We start from the raw sequence: 23,705 nt of genomic DNA, 5'->3' as shown, positions 1-23,705 counted from the left end.
GCGATCCGCCAACTGTTCTGGTTGTTTTGATGAGCTGGCGGTCTCTGAACCGAGCCGCCAGCCATTTCTGCTGAGTTGACGGTCAGTCGTCACCCAGCGACAGCAAGGACGCATTACCGCCGACAGCCGTGGTGTTGGTCGAGGTGGTGCGCTCGTTGACGAAGCGCAGCAGGTAGCTCGGACCACCCGCCTTCGGGCCGGTACCGGACAGGCCACAGCCACCGAAGGGCTGTACCCCGACCACCGCGCCGACCTGGTTGCGGTTGACGTAGAGGTTGCCGACCCGCGCCAGCGCTTCAATGCGCTCAGCGGTTTCCTCGTTACGGCTGTGCACGCCAAGCGTCAGGCCGTAACCGGTGGCATTGATGTCGGCGACGACCTTCTCCAGATCGGCCGCATCGAAACGCACCACGTGCAAAACTGGACCGAACTGCTCCTTCTTCAGCTCGAGAATGCTGCCGATCTCGAACGCTACCGGCGCCACGAAATGGCCGTTGAGGCTACCAGGCAGCTCTGCTTCGGCGATCAGCTTGCCTTCGGCCTTGAGCTGCTGGATGTGCGCCAGCAGGCCCTCGCGCGCTTCGGCATCGATCACCGGGCCCAGGTCGTTTTCGCGCAGGTGGGTCGGGCCGACCTTCAGCTCGGCCATGGCGCCCTTGAGCAGTTCGATCACACGGTCGGCGATGTCGCGCTGGACGTAGAGCACGCGCAGGGCCGAGCAACGCTGACCGGCGCTGGTAAACGCCGAACCGACGGCATCCTTGACCACCTGCTCAGGCAGCGCGGTGGAATCGACGATCATCGCGTTCTGGCCACCGGTCTCAGCGATCAGCGCGGCAATGGCGCCCTCCTTCTCGGCCAGCTGGCGGTTGATGATACGTGCCGTGTCAGTGGAGCCGGTGAAGCACACGCCCACCACGCGCGGATCGCGGCAGAACACGCCACCGAGCGTGGCGCCGTCGCCTGGCAGGAAGGCAATCGCCTCCTTTGGCAGGCCAGCTTCAAACATCAGCTCCAGCGCACGGGCAGCGATCAGGCTGGTCTGTTCGGCTGGCTTGGCCAGTACGGTATTGCCGGCCACCAGCGCCGCGGTGATTTGACCGAGGTAGATCGCCAGCGGGAAGTTCCAGGGGCTGATGCAGACGAACACGCCGCGGCCTTCATGGAACAGCTCGTTGCGCTCGCCGGTTGGGCCCTTGAGCTCTTCACGACCGAGCTTCAGGCGTGCCTGCAGTGCGTAGTAACGGCAGAAATCCACCGCTTCGCGGACTTCGTCGATGCCGTCCTGCAGGGTCTTGCCTGCTTCCAGCGTGCACATGGCCATCAGCTCTGCACGGTTGGCTTCGAGCAGGTCACCAAGGCGCTCGAGGATCTGTGCGCGCTGTTCGATCGGCGTGGCGTTCCAGCGCGGCCAGAAAGCGGCCAGACCGTCGATAGCCTGCTTGGCCTGCTCGGCGGTGGCGAACTGAGCGGTGCCCACCTCCTGGCTGAGCTGATACGGGCAGTGCACCTTGTGCGGCGCACCGGTGAGCTTCTGTCCGGCGATTACCGGGGCGGCCTGCCACTGGCGGCCAAGGAACTTCTGATAGGCGCTGGACAGTTCGTTCCACTGGGTCTGGATGTTCATGTTGATGCCTTGCGAGTTGGTCCGGTTGCCGTACAGCGCCGGCGGAAGCGGAATGCGATGGTTGCCGAGGGTCTTGAATTGACGCAGCTGGGTCACCGGGTGGTCGATCAGAGAATCGACCGGCACACGCGGGTCGACCAGCTGGTGGACGAACGAGGAGTTCGCGCCGTTCTCCAGCAGACGACGCACCAGGTACGGCAGCAGGTCTTTATGCGCACCGACCGGCGCGTAGATGCGCACGTTCTTGCGGTACTTCTCGATCACGGTGTCGTAGAGCGCATCGCCCATGCCGTGCAGGCGCTGGAACTCGAATTCACGCGGCGTCTTCAGCGCGCCGACCATCGACAGGATGCAGCTGACGGTGTGCGCGTTGTGGCTGGCGAACTGCGGGTAGATCACGCCGCGTGTCTGTTCGGACAGTAGGTAGCGAGCGCAGGCCAGATAGGAGGTGTCGGTGCCTTCCTTGCGGGTGTAGACCGGATAGCCGTCGAGGCCCTGCACCTGGCACTGCTTGATCTCGCTGTCCCAGTAGGCACCCTTCACCAAACGCAATGGAATCCGTGCATTCAGCTCCTTGCCCAGCAGGGTCAGCCAGACCAGCACCGGCAGACAGCGCTTGGAATACGCCTGAATGACCAGGCCAAACTCGCCCCAGCCAGCGATGGCTGGGTCACGCATCAGCTTTTCATAGAGCTCCAGCGACAGCTCGAGGCGATCGGCCTCTTCGGCGTCGATGGTGATGCCGACATCCAGGCGGCGCGCCAGGATCGCCAGTTCGCGGACGCTGGCGAACAGCTCGGTCAGTACGCGCTCACGCTGAGCCACTTCATAACGCGGATGCAGCGCCGACAGCTTGATCGACACCGACGGACGTGGACCGAGGCCTACCTGGGGCTCTGCGCCTACGGTTTCCACGGCCTGACGATAGTCGGCCATGTACTTGCGCGCGTCCTCGACAGTCAGTGCCGCTTCGCCGAGCATGTCGAAGGAATAGGTGTAGCCCTTCTCGCGCTCGGGGCGGCCATTCTTGAGCGCTTCGGAGATGGTCCGGCCGAGCACGAACTGCTTGCCCATCAGCTTCATCGCCTGATTCATCGCGGCGCGAATGACCGGCTCGCCGGAACGCTTGACCAGGCGGCCGATGACATTCTTTGGGCGGCCGTCGGCGTTTTCCGGGTCGACCACCTTGCCGGTCATCACCAGGCCCCACGCAGCGAAGTTGACCAGCACGTTGTCGCTCTGGCCGAGGTGGCGTTCCCACTCGGCGGCATTGAGCTTGTCGCGGATCAAAGCGTCAGCGGTGGCCGAGTCCGGCACGCGCAACAGCGCTTCGGCCAGGCACATCAGCATCAGGCCTTCGTGGGTGTCCAAACTGTACTGGCGCAGCAGCGCGTCGAGGGTGTCGACGGCGTTATCACGGCCGCGTACGGCCTCGATCAGGCCACGTGCTTCGCGGCGAATGGCTTCGATGCCCGCCTCGCCGGGGTCGGCGAGTTGCAACAGCTCGTTCAGGTAGGCCGCCTCGTCAACGCTGTAATTCGCGCTGATGGCGGGGAAGAATTCGGCGGCTTTCAGGTTGGCGAAATCGCCCTGCAAGACTTGACCGGCTTTGAACATCGCGCCGCTCCTCTCGTGGAGTGTTGTTGTGATGAATCAGGCCCGGCGGGTCGCCCACACCAATGATGGCGCAGCGGTGGCCGCCAAACGGGTAGGGGAATCTACGGCGAGAGAGTTTTGCGTTGTTGCAGATATCTACTGAACTTTTACAAAAACCTACGGCTTTACGTGGCCGTCGAAATACGGTCATAAAAGCTCACTAGAGCGGTGCAAAAAGTTAGCTGAAAAACGAAAAACGCACCGATGCGGTGCGTTCTATAGTTCTAGCCGTCGCTGTGTCGCAGCTTTTTAGGCGTCAGCCCCAGATAACGGCGTGTCGCCGTCGTCAAGGCACTCTGGCTTGAAAAACCGCACTCCTCAGCAATCCGAACCAAGGGCAGCGGACTCTCGCGTAGCAGCCGTGCGGCACGGTTGAGGCGACTTTTGAGCAGGTATTGATGCGGCGTCAGGCCGACGCTGTCCTTGAATTGCGCGTGAAAATGGCTGGGGCTCAGGCAGACGACCTGCGCCAACTCGGCAACAGTAATCCGTCGAGCAAGATTGCTTTCGATGTGTGCATCCAGCCGGGCAACGTCCAGTGGGCCAGTCGGCTGGCGCGTGCCTTCCCCGAACACCCGCAGGTGCAACGCACGCAACAACACGCCACCCAGCGCCCGCGCCAGCAACGGGTCACTGCCATAACGGGCCAGTTCGGCACCGGCATAGTTCAACAGGTTGTGGAAGTCAGCGTCGAGCGCGGGGTAACGCGGGGTTTCGAACAATTGCGCCAGCAGGCGTGGGTCGTCGGCACTCAGGTCATTCTCATCGAGGTCAATGATGAGCATGCGGTTGTCGCCCTTGCCGGCGAACTCGTGCTCGGCATATCCCGGCACAAGGCAGGCACGCATACGGCACACCTCTCCACCCGTCCCGTCCACTTCAAATTCGGCGCAGCCCGACAGCGACATGACCAACTGGTGGTAGTCGTGAGCGTGTTCGTGAGCCTGGTCATCGAGGCGAAGCAGACGTGCGTTGAGCATGGGGGACACCTGACGTATTGCCGCACTCTACCGAAGGTAAACCCGTTTTTACAGCCAGCCCCAGCGGTCGATGACGGGATTGGATTGAAATCATTTGTCGGATACCCATCTAAAGAGCACGTACTCGCCACAGGTGCCGCATGAACGACGACATCCATCAGGACCTCGAGCAGGACCATTCATCTACCGGGCTGGTGTTGCCGGACCAGGAGCAGCCCGACAAGCTGTACATCATCCCGATCCACAACCGGCCGTTCTTCCCGGCCCAGGTGCTGCCGGTCATTGTCAACGAAGAGCCCTGGGCCGAAACCCTGGACCTGGTCTCCAAAACGCCGCATCAGCGCCTGGCCCTCTTCTTTATGGACTCGCCGGCGCAGGATGCGGCCAGCTTCGACCCGGACAGCCTGCCCGAGCACGGCACCATGGTTCGCGTGCATCACGCATCGAAAGAAGGCGGCAAACTGCAATTCGTAGCCCAGGGCCTGGCGCGGGTACGAATCCGCGGCTGGCTGCGGCGCAAGCCGCCGTATCTGGTGGAAGTGGACTACCCGCAAAGCGACGAAGACCCGCGTGATGAGGTGAAGGCCTACGGCATGGCGCTGATCAACGCGATCAAAGAGCTGCTGCCGCTCAACCCGCTGTATAGCGAAGAGTTGAAGAACTACCTCAACCGTTTCAGCCCGAACGCGCCCTCGCCCCTGACCGATTTCGCCGCCGCGCTGACCACTGCGCCAGGCCCGGAACTGCAGGAAGTGCTCGACACCGTGCCGGTACTCAAGCGCATGGAAAAGGTCCTCCCGCTGCTGCGCAAGGAGGTCGAGGTCGCCAAGTTGCAGAAGGAGCTGACCGGCGAAGTGAACCGCAAGATCGGCGAACGCCAGCGCGAGTTCTTCCTCAAGGAACAGCTAAAGATCATCCAGCAGGAACTCGGCATCACCAAGGATGACCGCAGCGCCGACGCCGATGAATTTCGCTCGCGACTGGAGGGCAAGGTCGTGCCACCCGCGGCACAGAAACGCATCGACGACGAATTGCAAAAGCTATCAGTGCTGGAGACCGGATCCCCGGAATACGCCGTCACCCGAAACTATCTGGACTGGGCCACCTCCATGCCCTGGGGCCTGTACAGCGAGGACAAGCTGGACCTCGAACATGCGCGCAAGGTGCTCAATGCTCACCACGCCGGGCTCGACGACATCAAGAGCCGGATCATCGAGTTTCTCGCCGTCGGCGCCTTCCGTGGCGAAATTTCCGGCTCCATCGTGCTGCTGGTGGGCCCGCCCGGCGTGGGCAAAACCAGCATCGGCAAGTCCATCGCCGAGTCACTCGGGCGCCGCTTCTATCGCTTCAGCGTCGGCGGCATGCGTGACGAGGCCGAGATCAAAGGCCATCGACGCACTTATATCGGCGCTTTGCCCGGCAAGCTGGTCCAGGCGTTGAAAGAAGTCGAGGTGATGAATCCGGTGATCATGCTCGACGAGGTCGACAAGCTCGGCAACAGCCATCAGGGCGACCCGGCGTCGGCGCTGCTGGAGACCCTCGACCCCGAGCAGAACGTCGGCTTTCTCGACCATTACCTCGACCTGCGCGTGGACCTGTCCAAGGTGCTGTTCGTTTGCACCGCCAACAGCCTTTACTCGATCCCTGGCCCACTGCTCGACCGCATGGAAATCATCCGGTTGTCCGGCTACATCACCGAGGAAAAGCTGGCCATCGCCAAGCGTCATCTCTGGCCGCGGCAACTGGACCGCGCCGGTGTGCCGAAGAAACGGCTTTCGATCAGCGACAGCGCTCTACGCAGTCTGATCGAGGGCTACGCACGCGAAGCGGGGGTGCGCCAGCTAGACAAGCAGCTCGGCAAGGTGGTGCGCAAGGCAGTGGTCAAGCTGCTTGATGAGCCAGAGGCCAACATCAAGATCGGTCCGAAGGACATCGAGAGTTACCTGGGCATGCCGTTCTGGCATCCCGAGCAGTTGCTCACCGGGGTTGGCGTGGTCACCGGTCTGGCCTGGAACAGCATGGGCGGCGCCACGCTGCCCATCGAGGCAACGCGTATCCATACGCTCAACCGCGGTTTCAAGCTCACCGGCAAGCTCGGCGATGTGATGAAAGAGTCGGCCGAAATCGCCTTCAGCTACGTGAACTCACACCTGAAGGAGTTCAAGGGCGACCCGAAATTCTTCGACCAGGCTTTTGTGCACATGCACGTGCCGGAAGGCGCCACGCCTAAGGACGGCCCCAGCGCCGGCATCAGCATGGCCAGCGCCCTGCTCTCGCTGGCACGCAACCAGGCGCCCAAGAAAGGCGTGGCCATGACCGGTGAGCTGACCCTGACCGGGCTGGTCCTGCCCATCGGCGGGTTGCGGGAAAAAGTGATTGCCGCGCGGCGCTTGAAGCTCTACGAGCTGATCATTCCCGAACTGAACCGGGGTGACTTCGAAGAACTGCCGGATTACCTCAAGGAAGGGCTGACGATGCATTTCGCCAAGCGCTTCAGCGACGTGGTCAAGGTCCTGTTCTGACAATGCGGGGCCGTGAACCCAGCACCACGGCCCCGCTGCCCGGACCCTCGGCCAGCAGAGAATGGCTTTACGCGCGAGTCTGCGGGTCTTATGGTTCAACCGACGCCCGAGCGTTTCCTTTCCCTTGTTTGAGTCGGTCGCCTATGCCCGTAACCCGCCTGCTGTCGTCGTTCGCCCCTTTGCTCCTGCTTGCCGGCTGCGCCAGTGGCCCGTCCAGCAGTATCGCGCTGAGCGATGATGCTGACTGTCCACTGACCTTGCAGCCCGGCCAGATGCTGATCCTGAGCCTGCCAAGCAATCCCGCAACGGGTTATCGCTGGAACCTGCGCGAGGTTTCGAGCGAACAACTGAAAAGCCTCGGCCCGGAAGTGTTCAGCTCGCCTGAAAGCGACGTCATTGGTGGCGATGGTCTGTCTACCTGGCGCTTCGAGGCAGCCGAGGCCGGCAGTGGCCGCCTCTACCTCACCTATCAGCGACCCTGGGAAGTCGACGCCGAACCGGCCGGGCTGTTCGACTGCCGCATCGAAGTAGAGTAGCCGGGAACGGACACCGGCCGTCCACTCGGGCACGGCCATCGGCGCGGCTTTCCGCTACAATGCCGCCCCTGTTTTCCAGCCTGCCCAGACGCCGCCGTGAGCCACGAACCCGATCGCCTGTTCGCCCAGCCCCTTGCCCAACCCCAGGACTTCGTTTTCAACGAAGACGTCGTGCGGGTGTTCCCCGACATGATCAAGCGCTCGGTGCCGGGCTACCCCACCATCGTCGAGAACATCGGCGTGCTGGCGGCGCAATTCGCCCAGCCGAACACCTGCCTGTATGACCTCGGTTGCTCGCTGGGTGCGGTGACACAAGCGCTGCGTCGGCACGTCAAGACCGATAACTGTCATGTAATTGCCGTTGATAACTCTGCAGCGATGGTCGAGCGCTGCCGTGAGTATCTGCACGGGCAGGATTCGATGTTCCAGGAGCTGCTCCCGGTTGAAGTGATCGAAGCCGACGTGCTTGCTCTCCAGTTCCAGCCCGCCTCGCTGGTCGCCCTCAACTTCACCCTGCAGTTCATCCCGCCTGAACAGCGGCCCGAGCTGCTCAGCGCCATTCGCCAGGCGCTGGTGCCGGGCGGCGCGCTGATCCTCTCGGAAAAGCTGCGCTTCGAAGACGACCAGGAACAGGATCTGCTGACGGAGCTGCATATCGCCTTCAAGCGTGCCAATGGCTACAGCGAGCTGGAAATTGCGCAGAAACGCAGCGCCATCGAGAACGTGATGAAACCCGACAGCCTGGAAACCCATCGCCAGCGATTGCTGGACGCCGGTTTTTCCAAAGTCGTGCCCTGGTTCCAATGCCTGAATTTTGCCTCCCTGATTGCCCTGCCATGAATCTCGACCTGACTCCCCTCGCCTGGCGCCTGGCCGGCACCCCGCTGGCGGCCTGGGCCAACGGCCTGCAAGCGCAACTCGACGCCAAACTCGCCATTGGCCACGGCGACTTGCCGCGCTGGCGCCGTGCCGTCGAAGCACTGCCTGATATCCAGCCTAGTGGGGTAGAGCTACGTGAGGCCTTCCGGCTGGAGTCCGACTGCGACGAGGCCACACGTGCCATCACACACGATGCTCTGTTCGGCCTGTCGCCTTGGCGCAAAGGGCCCTTCGATGTGTTCGGCGTGCATGTCGACACCGAATGGCGCTCGGATTGGAAGTGGGACCGCGTTTCCCCGCACCTGGACCTGACCGGCAAGCGCATCCTCGATGTCGGCTGCGGTAACGGCTATTACATGTGGCGCATGCTCGGTGCTGGCGCCGACTCGGTTGTTGGTATCGATCCGAACTGGCTGTTCTTCTGCCAGTTTCACGCCATGAAGCGCTACCTCGACGCCCTGCCGGTCTGGCATTTGCCGATGGCGTTGGAGGAGCTGCCGAGCAAGCTCGAGGGCTTCGAAACCGTGTTTTCCATGGGCGTGCTCTACCATCGGCGCTCGCCTGTCGATCATCTGCTGGACCTGAAAGACTGCCTGAACAAGGGTGGCGAACTGGTCTTGGAAACGCTGGTGGTTGACGGAAACGAGCACACCGCTCTGGTTCCCGAAGACCGCTACGCGCAGATGCGCAACGTCTGGTTCCTGCCATCGGTAGCCGCGCTGGAATGCTGGCTGCGCCGCGCCGGATTCGTCGATGTGCGCTGCGTAGACGTCAGTATCACCAGCGTCGAGGAGCAGCGCAGCACCGACTGGATGCGCTATCAGTCGCTCCCCGAGTTCCTCGACCCACAGGATCACAGCAAGACCATCGAAGGTCTTCCCGCACCGATGCGCGCCGTGATGATCGCCCGTAAGCCTTAACGCCGAGCCCGCCCGTTTCGCTGTTCTTGCACGATCTGCCGCAACGGCGTCGAAGCCTTCGCCAGCAGAAGGGGGCGGCTGAGGTCACGCAACCGCAGCTGCCTGTCGCTGAGGCGGAGCAGACGCCGATACAAGCGGCGCTTGCGCCATGCCTTGAACCAGTCGAGCGCTAACGCGTGCATCTCCACCGGCCACATCGCGGGTAGATACACGTTAGGAATGGACGGCTCTTGTATTCCCGCTGATCGATCACGCTTCAACTGCTCTTCTGTACAGTTCATCAGATGCTCCTGGCTAGAAAGGATGCATTAATGCACCCGTTACCTGCCGACGACTTGATGTCGACAGAACCAGACTGAGCCTCGTTGACACTTCAAACAAACGACTAGAATAGAATCGTCACTTAAGAAATATTGAAGGGTCGATCAATGTCCGGGATGCCTGAACGACTGCCGCAATCCGCCATGCCTTTACTCGAGATCGATGTGCTGCGTACGTTCGTATCCATTGCAGAAAGCGGCAGCTTTACCCGCACGGCCGCGCAGATTTTTCGCACCACATCCGCCGTCAGCATGCAGATCAAACGCTTGGAAAACACCCTGGGCTGCGCCTTGTTCAGCCGAGAGGCCCGGCGCGTCGCCCTGACCGCTGAGGGCGAGCGACTCATCAGTTACGCTCGGCGCCTGCTCAAGCTAAACGAAGAAGCCGTGGGCGCTTTCATCAAGCCAAGCCTGAGTGGCCAGGTGCGCTTCGGCGCGCCAGCCGACATCGGCACACATATCCTGCCGGGACTACTGTCGCTCTTTGCACGAACGCATCCCGGCATCGAGGTGAACGTGTCGGTCGGGCGCAGCGTCGACATGATCCAGCGAATCGATGCAGGTGAACTGGACGTCGCCTTGATCAGCGTTGGCAATCTTGGTCAGGACGACACCCGCGGCGAGGTCGTCCACCGTGAGCCACTGGTCTGGGCCGGTCGGGCGGGTGGCGTCGCGATGAGGCGCAACCCGTTGCCGCTGGCGCTGGCCAGCGCCGAATGTGCCTGGCGCCGCCAGGCTCTGGATGCACTCGACCGTGTCGGTCGCAGCTACCGCATCGCCTATTCCAGCGAGCAATGCGCCGGACAGGAGGCTGCCATGGTTGCCGATCTCGCAGTTGCGCCCTATCCGCTGAGCCTGATCAGACCACCGCTCAGACGGCTGGACGAAGAGGCAAACCTGCCAGCACTCGGTGAGTACCAGATCAAGTTGCTAAGCGCCGCACAATGCAGCGAGCCGGTAAAAGTGCTATCGCAGCAGGTAGTGGCGGCCTTTGCGGCGTACCACTGATGAGCAGCTCAAGCGAATACGCGCAGGAGGGGGAGCGGAAATGGCTAAATGGTTGATCGGCGCAGGCGTCGTGTTGCTGTTGCTCGGCGTTGCCCTTCACTACGCGCCCGGCCTGCTGAGCTGGTTCGGCAAGCTGCCCGGCGACATTCGGCTCGAATCAGAACGCAGCAAGACGTACATTCCGATCACGTCGATGATTGTGCTGAGCGTTGTGCTGACCGTACTGGTAAACCTGTTCAAACGCTAGGTGACCCGCCTTATGCGAGCCACCTAGCGTTGTCAGCCGCGAGCTGCGGCGGTAAGGATCAGGTGCTTCATCTCCTTGACAGCCTGTTTGAACCCGACGAATAAGGCATGAGCAACTATCGCGTGGCCAATGTTCAGCTCGTTGACGCCACGAATCGCGGCGATCGCTTCGGCGTTGTGGTAGTGCAGACCATGGCCAGCATTGACGATCAGCCCATGGCTCAAGCCGGACTCGACACCGTCGCGAATGCGGGCGAGCTCGCAGGCCCGCTCGGCCACGCCATGCGCATCGGCGTAACGGCCGGTGTGCAGCTCGATCGCCGGCGCGCCCACACGAGCAGCCGCTTCAATCTGACGCGGATCGGCGTCAATGAATAGCGACACCTCAGCACCGCAAGCAGCCAGGCGGTTGACCGCTTCTCGGATCCGCGCTTCCTGGCCCGCGACATCCAGGCCGCCCTCGGTGGTGAGCTCCTGTCGTGTTTCAGGCACCAGGCAAACGTGTTCGGGCCGCAATTGCTCGGCAAATGCCAGCATCGCTTCGGTGACACCCATCTCGAAGTTCATCCGCGTCTGCAGCGCATCCTTCATCATTAGCACGTCACGCTCCTGGATGTGCCGACGATCCTCGCGCAGGTGTACCGTAATGCCGTCGGCCCCGGCCTCCTCGGCATCCAGCGCAGCCTTGACTGGGTCAGGGTAGCGGGTACCACGCGCCTGTCGCAGGGTGGCGACATGATCAACATTGACGCCGAGCAGGATTCGATTCGCTTCAGTCACGCGGGACCTCCTTGATGTTCATGAACAGTTCGCGGCTAACCAATGGTCGACCGCCCAGATGCGGCGCCAACGCCTGACGCATGAGTCTCTTTGCGGCGGCCAAAGCCCCCGGCACACTCCAATCGGCCTCTGCCATGGCCAGGAGTTCCGCACCATTGAACAGACCCGGCTGAAAATGCCCGACCGGCTCGAGCCCGGTCTCGGGACGCAAACGATATAGCCCATCGCCAGCGATGGGCTGGTCAGCCACATCCCGGTCCAGGGCAAAGCCATAACCAAGCTCGGTCAGCAGGCGCCATTCGAACGAACGGAGAATCGGCTCCAGCGGTCGTTTAGCCGCCAGCGCTGGCAGAGTTGCAGCGTAGTGATCGAACATGGCGGGATGAGCATCTTCGGCCGGCAGCAACCGGATCAGCAATTCGTTCAGGTACATGCCACTGAATAGCGCGTTGCCATCGAGCCAGTACGCCAGGCCAGCACTGTCTAGCCGCCCGACGCTTTTCAGATCCCCGCGACCACGAAACTCGACCTCGAGTGGCACGAAGGGACGCGCCAGCGTGCCCGCCTTGCCGCGCGCACCGCGCAACACTGCCCGTAGCCGCCCTTCGGGCGTGAAAAAATCCACAAGCGCGCTGCTTTCACGATAGGGCCGGCTGTGCAGCACAAAAGCGGTTTGGGCGGTCATGAGAGGTAGGTCAAGTGCAGAGACGGAACAAATGCTGGTTGCCCGACCGCCAAAGGCTGCGGCAGTCGGGCAGGTGTCGCAGAACTTGCGTCAGCTGTAGCCGAGCGAGTGCAGTGCGCGCTCGTCGTCGGACCAGCCGCTCTTCACCTTCACCCAGAGATTGAGCATGACCTTGGAGTCGAATAGCACCTCCATGTCCTTGCGCGCCTCCTGGCCAATGCGCTTGATGCGCTCGCCCTTGTCGCCAATGATGATTTTCTTCTGGCCGTCGCGCTCTACCAGAATCAGCGCATGGATATGCAGCACATGGCCCTGCTGCTTGAAATCCTCAATCTCGACGGTGATCTGGTAAGGCACCTCGGCGCCGAGTTGACGCATGATCTTTTCACGCACCAGCTCTGCGGCCAGGAAACGGCTGCTGCGGTCGGTGATTTGGTCTTCGGGGAAAAAGTGCTCGCCCTCGGGCAGGTGGGAAGCTACCAGCTTTTCGAATACATCCAGATTCTGCCCGTGCTGGGCGGAGATCGGCACGATCTCCGCTCTTGGCAGTTGTTGAGCCAACCATTCGAAATGCGGCAGCAGCTCGCCCTTGTCTTCGACGCGATCGGTCTTGTTCACCGCAACGATGACCGGACCTTCGACATACTGGACACGCTCAAGCACGAGCTGATCCTCATCAGTCCAGCGAGTGCGATCAACCACGAAGACGACCACGTCGACGTCCTTCAACGCTGAAGAGGCGGTGCGGTTCATATAGCGGTTCAGCGCCGTCTCGCCATTCTTGTGCAGGCCGGGGGTGTCGACGTAGACCGCCTGAACGGCCCCCTCGGTCTTGATTCCAAGCATGTTGTGACGGGTTGTCTGCGGCTTACGCGAGGTGATCGCGAGCTTCTGGCCCAAGACGTGATTAAGCAGGGTCGACTTACCCACATTGGGCCTTCCGACAATGGCTACATAGCCGCAGCGGGTGATTTCTTCACCTTCAACTCGTTCTTCAGTCATTACCGTTCTCCACGCCCAGCGCTATCAGTGCCGAGGCAGCGGCAACCTGTTCGGCAATACGCCGACTGGCGCCCTGCCCTTGTGTTTTCTCATGCAACAGTGACACTTGGCACTCGACGAAGAAGGTCCGGCAATGTGGGTCCCCTTGAATCGCCACGACTTCATACTTTGGCAATTCGCACGCCCGCGATTGCAAAAACTCCTGCAAACGGGTCTTTGGGTCCTTGTTCGTATCAACCAGCGTAAGCCCTTCCAGCTCGTTGGCAAGCCAAGCCAGCACGCGGTCACGCGCCGCCTCCATGCCGGCATCAAGATAGATGGCGCCAATCAGGGCTTCCAGAGTATCGGCAAGAATCGACTCGCGGCGGAAACCACCGCTCTTCAGCTCACCGGAGCCGAGCCGCAGGTATTCACCGAGCTCAAACCCCCGAGCAAGTACAGCAAGCGTTTCACCTTTAACCAGGCGTGCTCGAAGGCGCGACAGCTGCCCTTCCTTAGCCTGAGGGAAATGGTTGAATAGCGCCTCGCCAGCGATGAAGTTGAGAATGGCATCGCCCAAAAACTCAAGACGCTCATTATTGCGTCCGGCATAGCTGCGATGGGTCAGTGCCAGGAGCATCAGCTCCTGGTCCTTGAATTGGTATCCGAGCCTACGCTCGAGACGGGCTAACGAAGTGCTCACGGCATCCTTAGGCGATATTCTTTATCGAAGTTCGCCACTAGATCGAGATTACGGATCAGGGGCTCGCGTTTTTCATAGTCCAAGTGCACCTTGAACTCGTTATTTTCAATCACGACCTTCAGCGCCTCTTCGAGGTTCAGATCGCGGATGCCGTTGACATCCATGCCCTTGCGTACATGGCTGTAAAAGTCTCGTACGGTGCGGATGTCTGCGGCCTTGTCACTTTCGACCCCGGAGATGATCTTGTCCATCGACATATAGTCGAAGTAATGCGGGAGCATCTTGAATGCGGTACTGGCAAAAAACGCCACCAGTGCCAGCACCATGATCCAGCTCAGCATGGACAGCCCTTTTTGCGAACGAGCGAAACTCATGTCGACCTCTATGTCGTACGTTACCCGCGGATCGGGGCTGTGCAAATATAACGGTCCGGCTCGCTGGAACCGGGCCCTGATTCACAGACTTAGTGAATCAATCCGACGCGCGAAAAGTGCGGCAGGTTGCTGAACTTCGGATCGGGCCAGCTCATCCATACGGCGAAGGCCTTGCCGACGATGTTGCGGTCCGGAACCATACCGGCAAATTCCGCCGGAATGGCCGCGTCATGCCAGTAGCGACTGTCATTGGAGTTGTCGCGGTTGTCACCCATCATGAAGTAATGACCAGCCGGAACCCGCCACTCGCGGTTGGGTTCGATCCGATAGCGGGCCATTTCCTTGCGAATCAGGTGTTCCACCTCGCCGAGTTTTTCCTGGTAGAGCTTGGCGCTGCCCAGACTCCCGGGCTCTTCGCCAATAAGCATTTCAGGAACCAGCTCGCCGTTAATGCTCAGCCGCTTGTCGCTGCTGTACCGAACCACATCGCCCGGCAGGCCTATGACACGCTTGATGTAGTTGATATTGGGATCGCTGGGATAACGAAACACCATGACATCGCCACGCTGCGGATCACTGACCTCGATGATCTTGGTGTCGACCACCGGCAGCCGAATGCCATAGGCGAACTTATTGACCAGAATGAAATCGCCGACCTCAAGTGTTGGAATCATTGAGCCCGACGGAATCTGGAACGGCTCGATCAGAAACGAGCGCAATACCAGCACGATTGCCAGAACTGGGAAAAACGATTTGCCGTACTCGATCAGAACCGGCTCTTTATTCAAAGCGTCCAGCGTTGACTGATCAGGCTCCCCGGTCTGGCCCTCGTAGTTAGCGATTGCAGCCCGACGACGAGGTGCGAACACCACCAGATCGAGCAGCGCCAGAAAACCGCACACAGCAACGGCAATGACCAGCAACAGCGGGAAGTTGATCGACATATCAGCTATCTACCTTGAGCACTGCGAGGAAGGCTTCTTGCGGAATCTCCACGTTGCCTACCTGCTTCATCCGCTTTTTACCGGCCTTCTGCTTCTCAAGAAGCTTGCGTTTACGGCTCACGTCGCCGCCGTAGCACTTCGCCAGAACGTTCTTGCGTAAGGCTTTGACTGTGCTTCGCGCGACGATTTGACCGCCCAGCGCAGCCTGGATGGCCACGTCGAACATCTGTCTGGGAATCAGTTCCTTCATCTTCTCGACGAGGATTCGGCCTTTGTAATGCGCATTGTCCCGATGCACGATCAGCGCTAGCGCGTCGACCTTGTCACCATTGATCAGGATATCGAGACGGGTGAGATTGGCTGACTGGAAGCATTCGAAGCTGTAATCCAGCGAAGCGTACCCCCGACTGACTGATTTGAGGCGATCGAAGAAGTCGAGTACCACTTCGCTCATAGGCAGGTCATAGCGAACCTGGACCTGCGTTCCGAGAAACTGCAGGTCGCGCTGAATGCCACGCTTTTCGACGCAAAGCGTAATAACGCTGCCCAGATGTTCTTGAGGTACAAGAATGTTGGCCCGGACGATAGGTTCACGCATGTCTTCAATGGAAGACAGATCGGGCAGCTTGGATGGGCTATCGACATAGATAGTCTCGCCGCTCTTCAACAACAGCTCATAGACCACGGTCGGTGCCGTAGTGATCAGGTCCAGATCGTACTCACGCTCGAGGCGCTCCTGGATGATTTCCATGTGCAGCATGCCGAGGAAGCCGATACGGAAGCCGAACCCAAGGGCGTCCGAACTCTCGGGCTCGTACTGCAGCGCGGCATCGTTCAGCGTTAGCTTTTGCAGCGCTTCACGGAAGTCTTCGAAGTCGTCCGAGCTTACGGGAAACAGGCCCGCATAAACCTGCGGCTTGACCCGTTTGAAACCAGGCAGCATCTCGACATCAGGCGTATTGGACAGCGTCAGGGTGTCACCAACGGGGGCACCATGGATATCTTTGATGCCGGCGATGATAAAGCCTACTTCGCCGGCCTTGAGGTCGGCCGTACTGGTATGTTTCGGATTGAATACTCCGACGCTATCGACCTGGTGCACCTTGCCGGTGGACTTGACCAGGACCTTGTCGCCTTTTTTGATCCGACCATGGCGAACGCGGACCAGCGAGACAACACCGAGATAGTTGTCGAACCAGGAGTCGATGATCAGAGCCTGCAGCGGCGCATCGATTTCGCCGGTTGGAGGAGGAATGACCGCAACCAGACGCTCAAGCACATCGTCTACGCCCATGCCGCTCTTGGCGCTGCAAGCCACTGCGTCGGTCGCATCGATGCCGATGATATGTTCGATTTCATCCTTGACCTTATCTGGGTCGGCCTGAGGCAGGTCCATCTTGTTCAGCACTGGCATGACTTCCAAGCCCTGCTCAATTGCCGTGTAACAGTTGGCTACCGATTGCGCTTCTACGCCCTGCCCCGCATCGACCACCAGCAACGCACCCTCGCAGGCGGCCAGCGAGCGACTGACCTCGTAGGTGAAGTCCACGTGACCTGGAGTGTCGATAAAGTTCAGCTGATAAGTTTTGCCATCCTTCGCTTTGTAGTACAGCGTGACGCTGTGCGCCTTGATGGTGATGCCTCGTTCGCGCTCGAGATCCATCGAATCAAGCACCTGAGCGTTCATTTCACGCTCGGTCAAACCGCCACACATCTGAATGAAACGGTCAGCCAGGGTCGACTTGCCATGATCGATGTGCGCGATGATGGAAAAATTGCGGATATGACTCAGGTCGCTCACAGCTCAACACTCTAATACGTCGCGGGCCGATTGCCCGCCGAAAATAGCCGCAAAGTGTACCTGATAGGTCTAATCAGTGCCACGCCGCTCCCAGCCACTTGCAACACCAGGCCTCCTGGACACCAACTGCACACCGTAGCCACCAATAGGCGCGAAAAGCGCTCGAACTAGCGCTTATCATCACTGCGGGCATGCGGTCCGACGCCATATACGATGGAAATTTCACTGCCGCTGAGCAACACGCGAATTAAACCTGAGCGATTTGCCGAAGATGGTTGACGCAAAGGACGAGGAGATAGAAGTGGATGACTGGCCAGGCTGGCCTTGACATACCTGCAGCCACAAAGCCTGATTACACCGCCGCAGTAGCCATTGAGGCGCGTAGAACGACCGGTTGTAACGCTGGATCCATTGCTGTTTGCTGACTGCGCTTGCGCACGAGGAGCCAGGCCACCAGAAACCCACCAAGCCCGGCGAGCATCACGTATGGCTCGGCAGCCGAAAGCTCAGAAGCGACGAGTGCAGCGATGAAGAGCATGATCAGCGGAAAAAGGTAGACAAGCACTGCGCCACGTAGCAACACGCTTTCGCGGATACCGACCACAACGGTGTCCCCTACACTGAGCCGAAGGTCAGAAACCGCCAGTATTAAACCCCGGCGCTCGCGAATACCAAGTTTTTCACCCAGCCCCTGGCCGCAGCCACTCCTCGCAGAGCAACCTGAACAGGTGCTATGGCGCTCAGTCTCAACCCAAACAGCACCGGGCGCCAACGCGACTACACGACCTGACTCCTCGATCATTGCGGCGTCTGATCAACTCCAGAGCGCATGGACAATGCGATTCGCTCCGCAGTACCTAGAGGAATTTCCCCAATGACAGTGACCATGACATCGCCGCCAGCCGTGGATATACGCTTCGATACGGCCACAATCGGCCCCATCTGACTACGCGCATCCTCGACCACAGCGCCGCCCAATGGCTCGATAAATACCGATACACGAGCAATGCCATCACCGTAAGCCAGCCAAGTCACCGACTCTTTTGAAGCGGGGCTTGGACGCACGCTTGAGTCGATTAGCTGAAACCCATCAGGCAGCCAATCAGAGCGCCATTGGGTTGATGCCGGCTCCGCTTGCCCTGCCGGAACCGAGACCGATTTGCAATCAGCTCCACCTTTTACCTCTGCGGCAGCCACTGAGCCTGGTGCAAAATGCGTGAACTGAAAACGCTCGAGCAGCTGTCCACTTTCGTCAAGCAACAACGATTTAAGCGGCAGGGAGGTTTCACGATCGAGATGCAGCTCGAAGCCATAGCGATGCTGATCCCGGGGACGAACCGCTAGCGCGACCGTGGGTCGCCCTGCAACTCGGGATTCGCCGATAACTTGAAAGTTGTACCACTTGGAGAGCAGCTCCGGCTCCAGTTGCTGCTGGCGCCATGGCGTAACCTCCCGCACTTGGGACGCCATGTCTTCAGATGCACACTGAATCTTCCCGTTGAGCATCACTACCTCTGCAGCCGGACCATCAAGCTGCAAAAGTCGCTCATGCAGCTGTTGTTCTTTTACCAGCTGCCAAACAGAGTGACTGGAAAAACTTCCATTGCGCTCATAGACGAAAGTGCCTTGATAGCTTTGTTTTTTCTCAGCATCAGCAAGTCGCTGCATCAGCACATCGGCCTCAGCAGCAAAGGCCGGCATTGATAGCCAGCCTCCGAGCACCACAAACAGCGGCATTACACGCATGTTGTTCCTTAACGATCTTCCATGCTGGCAGCACGAGCATAGGGCAGAGCACTTTCCGAACCGCTACCGAAAGCGGCCTGCTGGGCATGCTGACGCACGTAAGCCGGCAATCTCTTTTCATGCCAGCTTTCAGCCGGCGCGTCCGCACCCGACACCTGGGCACCGGAAGTAACCGTACCTTCGCTATATCCAGCTAGTACAGCCGGACCTTGAGTAGCTTGCGGGACTGCAATGCTCGGTTGCGCAGGTTGCTGAGCAATCTGAGGCCCGGCTACTTCACTCTGATTGTACAGGCGCACACCTGCCAACACAGCGACTGTAACCGATGCCGCTACAGCGAGACGACCAACATTACGCCAAGCGAAGCGCTGTGGCTTAACGGCGGTGATTGCAGGCTCATCAGCCAACGCCGCCGACACTGCCGAGGCAATATCCAGACGAGGCTCGATCAGCTCCTTATGCATTGCGGCACGCGCGATCTGGTAGCGCGACCAGGTCGACCGCATTTCATTGTCGCCCTCTGCGGAGAGCACTCGACGTAATTCCAACTCGTCCGCTTCGTTATCCATCACCGCGGACAGCGATTCATGCAGGGCTTCACGACTCATGGCGGTTCCTCTCTTGGCTATCGCCGCTGTCTCAGGATTCATGCAACAAGGGTTGCAATGCTTTATCGATGGCTTCCCGCGCCCGGAATATCCGTGAGCGGACCGTACCCACCGGACACTGCATGACGTTTGCAATGTCTTCATAACTAAGACCATCAAATTCACGCAGTGTTAGAGCGGTACGTAAATCTTCTGGAAGTTGCTGGATAGTTCTATGAACTGTGTCTTCAATTTCATCCCTGAGAAGCGCTCGTTCCGGCGACTCGATATCTTTGAGGGCGTGATCGCCTTCATAGAACTCGGCATCCTCGGAACTGACATCGCTGTCAGGCGGCCGCCTTCCTCGAGCAACCAGATGATTCTTTGCCGTATTGATGGCAATGCGGTACAGCCATGTATAAAAAGCACTGTCCCCGCGGAAATTCGCAAGCGCGCGATAGGCTTTAATAAAGGCTTCCTGCGCAACATCCTGGGCTTCGTGAGAATCATGCACAAAGCGCACGATCAACCCTAGAATCTTGTGTTGGTATTTCAATACCAATAAATCGAAAGCCCGTTTATCTCCCCGCTGCACTCGTTCGACCAGTTGCTGGTCCTGCTCCTGGGTTAGCATAAACACTCCTCCATGACCCGGAAGGGGTGCTGCGCTCGCCTACGAGCTGACCTGCCAGAATAGACCCGGGCTTTACACAAAAGTTCTCCCCCTCCAAGCAAGCATTCCTGCAACACACCTGACGGCATTGACGAGCGACGCGCCAAAACGAACCGTTTCGACGACACCCCTCTAATATCCACAGCAAAAAACCGCCGCCCACCGAACGATGGCCAGCCGGTCAGCATCCACAACTGTCTATAGAGACGAGCCTGCAAGAAAAGTTCCAAAGCATCCAGCCAAGTCCAACAAGGCCCGCTATTTTGCCGGGGGACGCGCCTATATACTAGCGCTCGCCTCAACGTGAGATTCGAAATGAGCCGACATTATCAATACGACGTTCTAGTCATAGGCAGCGGCGCAGCCGGTCTGACCCTGGCGCTCAACCTTCCACCCTCGCTTCGGGTCGCGGTGCTGAGTAAGGGCGAGCTGGCCAACGGCTCGACGTATTGGGCTCAGGGCGGTGTGGCCGCAGTACTGGACAACACCGACACAATCGAATCGCATGTCGCCGACACCCTCGTTGCGGGCGGCGGACTGTGCAAGGAAGAAGCGGTACGCTTTACCGTCGAACACAGCCGCGAAGCCATCCAGTGGCTGATCGAACAAGGCGTCCCCTTCACCCGCGACGACGCCGAACGCGAAGAAGACGGCTTCGAATATCACCTGACCCGGGAGGGCGGACACAGTCACAGACGCATCATTCATGCCGCCGATGCGACCGGCGCGGCCATATTCAACACCTTGCTTGCCCGCGCTCATAATCGGGAAAACATTGATCTGCTGCATCAGCGCGTCGCCGTTGACCTGATCACTGAACGCAAGTTGGGATTGAGCGGCAGGCGGTGCCTTGGCGCGTACGTGCTGAACCGAAACACCGACGAAGTGGATACCTTTCACGCGAAGTTCACCGTACTGGCAACGGGTGGCGCGGCGAAGGTATACCTATATACGAGCAACCCCGACGGGGCATGCGGCGACGGCATCGCGATGGCGTGGCGCGCAGGATGCAGAGTGGGCAACCTGGAGTTCAATCAGTTTCATCCAACTTGCCTTTATCATCCAAAAGCCAAAAGCTTTCTCATTACCGAGGCATTACGCGGTGAGGGTGCCGTACTGAAATTGCCCAACGGCGAACGCTTCATGCCACGTTTCGACCCGCGCGCGGAATTGGCGCCACGTGACATCGTGGCCCGCGCGATCGATCATGAAATGAAGCGCCTCGGCATCGATTGCGTCTTCCTGGACATCAGCGACAAGCCTTCGGAATTCATCAAAGCGCACTTTCCGACCGTATATGAGCGTTGTCTGGAGTTCGGCATCGACATTACCTGCGAGCCAATTCCCGTAGTGCCTGCGGCTCACTATACCTGCGGCGGCGTGCTGGTTGACCAAGCCGGCAGAACCGACATACCTGGGCTCTATGCAATCGGCGAAACCAGCTTCACCGGCCTGCACGGCGCCAATCGCATGGCCAGCAATTCGCTGCTCGAGTGTTTCGTCTACGCGCGCTCTGCTGCCCAGGACATGCTGCGCGAACTACCAGGCGTCGCCTCGCCCAACGTCCTGCCGACGTGGGATGCAACTCAGGTTACGGACTCAGACGAAGACGTCATCATTGCGCACAACTGGGACGAGCTGCGACGGTTCATGTGGGACTACGTTGGCATCGTTCGCACCACCAAGCGACTGATGCGCGCACAACACCGGGTTCGCTTGCTGCTTGGGGAAATCGATGAGTTCTACAGTAATTACAAAGTCAGTCGGGACCTCATCGAGCTGCGGAACCTAGCAACTGTTGCCGAGTTGATGATCGGGTCGGCTATGCAACGCAAGGAAAGTCGAGGCTTGCATTTCACGCTGGACTACCCTGAACAGCTACCCGAAGCGACAGACACTATTCTGGTGCCGCCCACCTACGACGACTGAACTTCAGTCTGAGCCGCAAGCGTCGGTGCTGCTCGGGCGTCATAGCCCCGCGTGGGATGCAGAGCCCTTGAGAGAACCAATCGCCCGGCAATTTGAATCGCAGCACCACAACCAGCGGTAGCGCAATGCTGTCAGGTAACAATTGCACCGGCTGCCAACCGCCCTCCCGACTCCTTAGCGACCAGCCGTGCTGATCATGGCGCAGACCAAGCCATGAACAACCACGACAGAGCAAGACGTGCGACGGTATAACCCAGGCTGCGTGCAGCGCGCACAGCAACAACCCGAGCACACTTAGCCAGGATGGCACCGGCAATGACAAGAGTGTGATTACGGCCAGCATCACCATCAGCAGATACAGCGCCAACAGCGTGCCAGATGCATGCCACCGACATTCGAATGCCTGGCTACTATGGCTGGACACGGTCAAGAATCATTCGAACCATGTAGCGTAGATCTTCGTCGTCGGGCACGGCGCGCTCCATGAACCAGCCAAACATGTCCTGGTCCTCACAGCTCAGCAGTTTGCGGTAACGGCGCTGATCCTCTTCGTCGAGCTGCGGATAGACCTCCTTGACGAAAGGCACCAGCAGCACATCCAGCTCGAGCATGCCGCGACGGCTCTGCCAGAACAGGCGATTGAGTTCGGATTGTTCGACCATGCAAAAGCTCCTGAGTTGAAGCACGGCATTATACCGACTGCAGCGTTCAGGCGGCACACGCATTAACAGGGCCCGGAGTGGCAGTTGGCGCACACTGTATTTCACCGATGGCCTGCTATGATGCCGGTCCGGATTTCTCCACGGCGACTCGTCATGACTGACACTGCTTTCTTTTGCGTTTTGTCGCACGAAGGCGTCCTGGCCGTACGCGGCGCGGATGCGAGCAAGTTTCTGCAGGGACAACTGACCTGCAACCTCAATTACCTTAATGAACAGCATTCGAGTCTCGGTGCGCGCTGCACACCCAAAGGTCGGATGCAGTCCAGTTTCCGCATCCTCCCAGATGGAGACGGCTATCTGCTGGCGATGGATCTCGAATTGGTCCAGCCACAACTCGCCGAGCTGACCAAGTTCGCCGCGTTCTCAAAATCCAAACTGCATGATGAGAGTGCAGAATGGGTTCGATTCGGACTCAGCGAAGGTGACGGTGCTCTTGTCAGCCTTGGCCTAGATCTTCCCCAGACGGCCGACGCCGTGGCCGCCGCGCACGGATTGATCGCCGTGCGCCTTAGCGATGGCCGCGCCGAGCTCTGGACCCGCTCAAAGGACGCCGAGACCACCCAGCTTCGGCTGGCGGCCCAGCTCCCCGAGGCGTCAACTGATCGCTGGCTGCTGGCACAGATTCGCGCCGGTATCGGCCAGGTGGTAGCCGCGACCCGTGAGCTGTTTATCCCACAGATGATCAACCTGCAGGCGCTGGGCGGCGTCAGCTTCAAAAAGGGCTGTTACACCGGCCAGGAAATTGTCGCGCGGATGCAGTATCTGGGTAAATTGAAGCGCCGGCTGCATCGCCTTGCGGTTCAGAACATCGATGCACCGGTGCCGGCCGCTGGGCTTGAGATCTACTCCCCGGTGCATGGCTCAAGCGTTGGCGAAGTCGTCATGGCAGCAAACGCCGAGGGCTCGCTAGAACTGTTGGCCGTGCTGCAGGAAGATGCGGCGGCTGATGGTCGACTTTTCCTAGGGTCCCCTGACGGCCTCCCGCTGACCGTGCTGCAGTTGCCCTACACGCTAGACGCGGACCGTGAGATCCAGCGCTAACCGTTGCCAGCCACATTCCACACCGAATTATAAAGTAAGGAAAGA

The 23,705-nt window shown here is 59.7% G+C and carries 24 protein-coding genes; 8 read left to right on the top strand and 16 right to left on the bottom strand.

All coding sequences use genetic code 11. From position 1 onward, the window contains the following. Window positions 1–82 precede the first annotated feature (82 nt). Window positions 83–3,244 (bottom strand): bifunctional proline dehydrogenase/L-glutamate gamma-semialdehyde dehydrogenase PutA, encoded by a 3,162-nt coding sequence (gene putA, locus ACSSNI_RS17115; RefSeq protein WP_159968816.1) that lies wholly within the window; start codon window positions 3,242–3,244, stop codon window positions 83–85. Between the two features lie 263 nt (window positions 3,245–3,507). Continuing rightward, entirely contained in the window at window positions 3,508–4,263 is a 756-nt protein-coding gene (locus ACSSNI_RS17110) for a helix-turn-helix transcriptional regulator (RefSeq protein ID WP_102835755.1), read from the bottom strand. A gap of 140 nt (window positions 4,264–4,403) precedes the next feature. Between ACSSNI_RS17110 and lon the strand changes: the two genes are divergently transcribed. The 4 genes from lon (at window position 4,404) to cmoB (ending at window position 9,120) form a co-directional block, all read left to right on the top strand. After that, window positions 4,404–6,785, top strand: a complete 2,382-nt coding sequence (gene lon / locus ACSSNI_RS17105) for an endopeptidase La (RefSeq protein ID WP_148926638.1) — start codon at window positions 4,404–4,406, stop codon at window positions 6,783–6,785. A 143-nt stretch (window positions 6,786–6,928) separates the two neighbouring features. After that, a complete protein-coding gene (locus tag ACSSNI_RS17100) occupies window positions 6,929–7,321 on the top strand; it encodes a protease inhibitor I42 family protein (RefSeq protein ID WP_448259719.1) in 393 nt (130 codons plus the stop codon). A 96-nt stretch (window positions 7,322–7,417) separates the two neighbouring features. Beyond that, entirely contained in the window at window positions 7,418–8,161 is a 744-nt protein-coding gene (gene cmoA, locus ACSSNI_RS17095) for a carboxy-S-adenosyl-L-methionine synthase CmoA (protein ID WP_102835752.1), read from the top strand. Further along, on the top strand, window positions 8,158–9,120 hold the full coding sequence (gene cmoB / locus ACSSNI_RS17090) for a tRNA 5-methoxyuridine(34)/uridine 5-oxyacetic acid(34) synthase CmoB (protein ID WP_448259717.1): 963 nt from the start codon (window positions 8,158–8,160) through the stop codon (window positions 9,118–9,120). Before cmoA ends, cmoB begins: the two co-directional genes overlap by 4 nt. Here cmoB and ACSSNI_RS17085 read toward each other — a convergent pair. Further along, window positions 9,117–9,401, bottom strand: a complete 285-nt coding sequence (locus tag ACSSNI_RS17085; RefSeq protein WP_180981500.1) for a hypothetical protein — start codon at window positions 9,399–9,401, stop codon at window positions 9,117–9,119. The two genes, cmoB and ACSSNI_RS17085, sit on opposite strands and share 4 nt — an antisense overlap. A gap of 156 nt (window positions 9,402–9,557) precedes the next feature. Here ACSSNI_RS17085 and ACSSNI_RS17080 point away from each other — a divergent pair, with 156 nt between their 5' ends. After that, complete coding sequence (locus ACSSNI_RS17080; protein ID WP_448259790.1) at window positions 9,558–10,448, top strand: LysR substrate-binding domain-containing protein; 891 nt, start codon at window positions 9,558–9,560, stop codon at window positions 10,446–10,448. Window positions 10,449–10,488: 40 nt separating this feature from the next. Beyond that, a complete protein-coding gene (locus tag ACSSNI_RS17075; protein ID WP_148926642.1) occupies window positions 10,489–10,695 on the top strand; it encodes a DUF2905 domain-containing protein in 207 nt (68 codons plus the stop codon). A 32-nt stretch (window positions 10,696–10,727) separates the two neighbouring features. Here ACSSNI_RS17075 and pdxJ read toward each other — a convergent pair whose 3' ends face one another. From pdxJ to rpoE, 11 genes are all read right to left on the bottom strand, one after another. Next, window positions 10,728–11,474, bottom strand: a complete 747-nt coding sequence (gene pdxJ / locus ACSSNI_RS17070) for a pyridoxine 5'-phosphate synthase (RefSeq protein WP_102835748.1) — start codon at window positions 11,472–11,474, stop codon at window positions 10,728–10,730. Beyond that, on the bottom strand, window positions 11,467–12,159 hold the full coding sequence (recO, locus tag ACSSNI_RS17065; RefSeq protein WP_448259715.1) for a DNA repair protein RecO: 693 nt from the start codon (window positions 12,157–12,159) through the stop codon (window positions 11,467–11,469). Before recO ends, pdxJ begins: the two co-directional genes overlap by 8 nt. 90 nt (window positions 12,160–12,249) lie before the next feature. Beyond that, window positions 12,250–13,161, bottom strand: a complete 912-nt coding sequence (era, locus tag ACSSNI_RS17060) for a GTPase Era (protein WP_102835746.1) — start codon at window positions 13,159–13,161, stop codon at window positions 12,250–12,252. Beyond that, entirely contained in the window at window positions 13,154–13,843 is a 690-nt protein-coding gene (gene rnc, locus ACSSNI_RS17055; RefSeq protein ID WP_102835745.1) for a ribonuclease III, read from the bottom strand. The genes era and rnc overlap by 8 nt, the downstream gene beginning before the upstream one ends. Beyond that, window positions 13,840–14,217 carry a DUF4845 domain-containing protein gene (locus ACSSNI_RS17050; RefSeq protein ID WP_102835744.1) on the bottom strand — a complete coding sequence of 126 codons (378 nt, stop codon included), beginning with the start codon at window positions 14,215–14,217 and terminating at the stop codon, window positions 13,840–13,842. The genes rnc and ACSSNI_RS17050 overlap by 4 nt, the downstream gene beginning before the upstream one ends. Before the next feature lie 89 nt (window positions 14,218–14,306). Continuing rightward, window positions 14,307–15,161: a signal peptidase I gene (gene lepB / locus ACSSNI_RS17045; RefSeq protein ID WP_159968822.1), complete on the bottom strand. Its 855-nt coding sequence runs from the start codon at window positions 15,159–15,161 to the stop codon at window positions 14,307–14,309. Window position 15,162: 1 nt separating this feature from the next. Next, window positions 15,163–16,962 carry a translation elongation factor 4 gene (lepA, locus tag ACSSNI_RS17040; protein ID WP_102835742.1) on the bottom strand — a complete coding sequence of 600 codons (1,800 nt, stop codon included), beginning with the start codon at window positions 16,960–16,962 and terminating at the stop codon, window positions 15,163–15,165. Between the two features lie 352 nt (window positions 16,963–17,314). Then, window positions 17,315–17,764 carry a SoxR reducing system RseC family protein gene (locus ACSSNI_RS17035; protein WP_448259712.1) on the bottom strand — a complete coding sequence of 150 codons (450 nt, stop codon included), beginning with the start codon at window positions 17,762–17,764 and terminating at the stop codon, window positions 17,315–17,317. Next, window positions 17,761–18,708, bottom strand: a complete 948-nt coding sequence (locus tag ACSSNI_RS17030; RefSeq protein ID WP_448259710.1) for a MucB/RseB C-terminal domain-containing protein — start codon at window positions 18,706–18,708, stop codon at window positions 17,761–17,763. Before ACSSNI_RS17030 ends, ACSSNI_RS17035 begins: the two co-directional genes overlap by 4 nt. Window positions 18,709–18,716: 8 nt before the next feature. Next, window positions 18,717–19,316 (bottom strand): sigma-E factor negative regulatory protein, encoded by a 600-nt coding sequence (locus ACSSNI_RS17025; protein ID WP_448259709.1) that lies wholly within the window; start codon window positions 19,314–19,316, stop codon window positions 18,717–18,719. Between the two features lie 31 nt (window positions 19,317–19,347). Then, window positions 19,348–19,929 (bottom strand): RNA polymerase sigma factor RpoE/AlgU, encoded by a 582-nt coding sequence (gene rpoE, locus ACSSNI_RS17020; protein WP_019342233.1) that lies wholly within the window; start codon window positions 19,927–19,929, stop codon window positions 19,348–19,350. Between the two features lie 354 nt (window positions 19,930–20,283). On the opposite strand from rpoE, the gene nadB reads away from it, so the two are divergent. Next, window positions 20,284–21,897 (top strand): L-aspartate oxidase, encoded by a 1,614-nt coding sequence (nadB, locus tag ACSSNI_RS17015; protein ID WP_448259707.1) that lies wholly within the window; start codon window positions 20,284–20,286, stop codon window positions 21,895–21,897. On the opposite strand, the gene ACSSNI_RS17010 is transcribed toward nadB, so the two are convergent. Together ACSSNI_RS17010 and ACSSNI_RS17005 are read right to left on the bottom strand one after the other, a co-directional pair. Continuing rightward, window positions 21,866–22,321 carry a protein YgfX gene (locus ACSSNI_RS17010; protein WP_448259706.1) on the bottom strand — a complete coding sequence of 152 codons (456 nt, stop codon included), beginning with the start codon at window positions 22,319–22,321 and terminating at the stop codon, window positions 21,866–21,868. The genes nadB and ACSSNI_RS17010 overlap by 32 nt on opposite strands. Next, the gene (locus tag ACSSNI_RS17005) at window positions 22,308–22,559 is read right to left on the bottom strand and encodes an FAD assembly factor SdhE (RefSeq protein WP_102835736.1); all 252 of its coding nucleotides are present in this window, start codon (window positions 22,557–22,559) and stop codon (window positions 22,308–22,310) included. Before ACSSNI_RS17005 ends, ACSSNI_RS17010 begins: the two co-directional genes overlap by 14 nt. Window positions 22,560–22,712: 153 nt before the next feature. Between ACSSNI_RS17005 and ygfZ the strand changes: the two genes are divergently transcribed. Continuing rightward, window positions 22,713–23,660, top strand: a complete 948-nt coding sequence (ygfZ, locus tag ACSSNI_RS17000) for a CAF17-like 4Fe-4S cluster assembly/insertion protein YgfZ (RefSeq protein WP_448259704.1) — start codon at window positions 22,713–22,715, stop codon at window positions 23,658–23,660. Window positions 23,661–23,705: the final 45 nt, after the last annotated feature.

This window comes from Stutzerimonas tianxiuensis (assembly GCF_053470365.1).
This window is presented reverse-complemented; position numbering and strand designations above follow the sequence as displayed.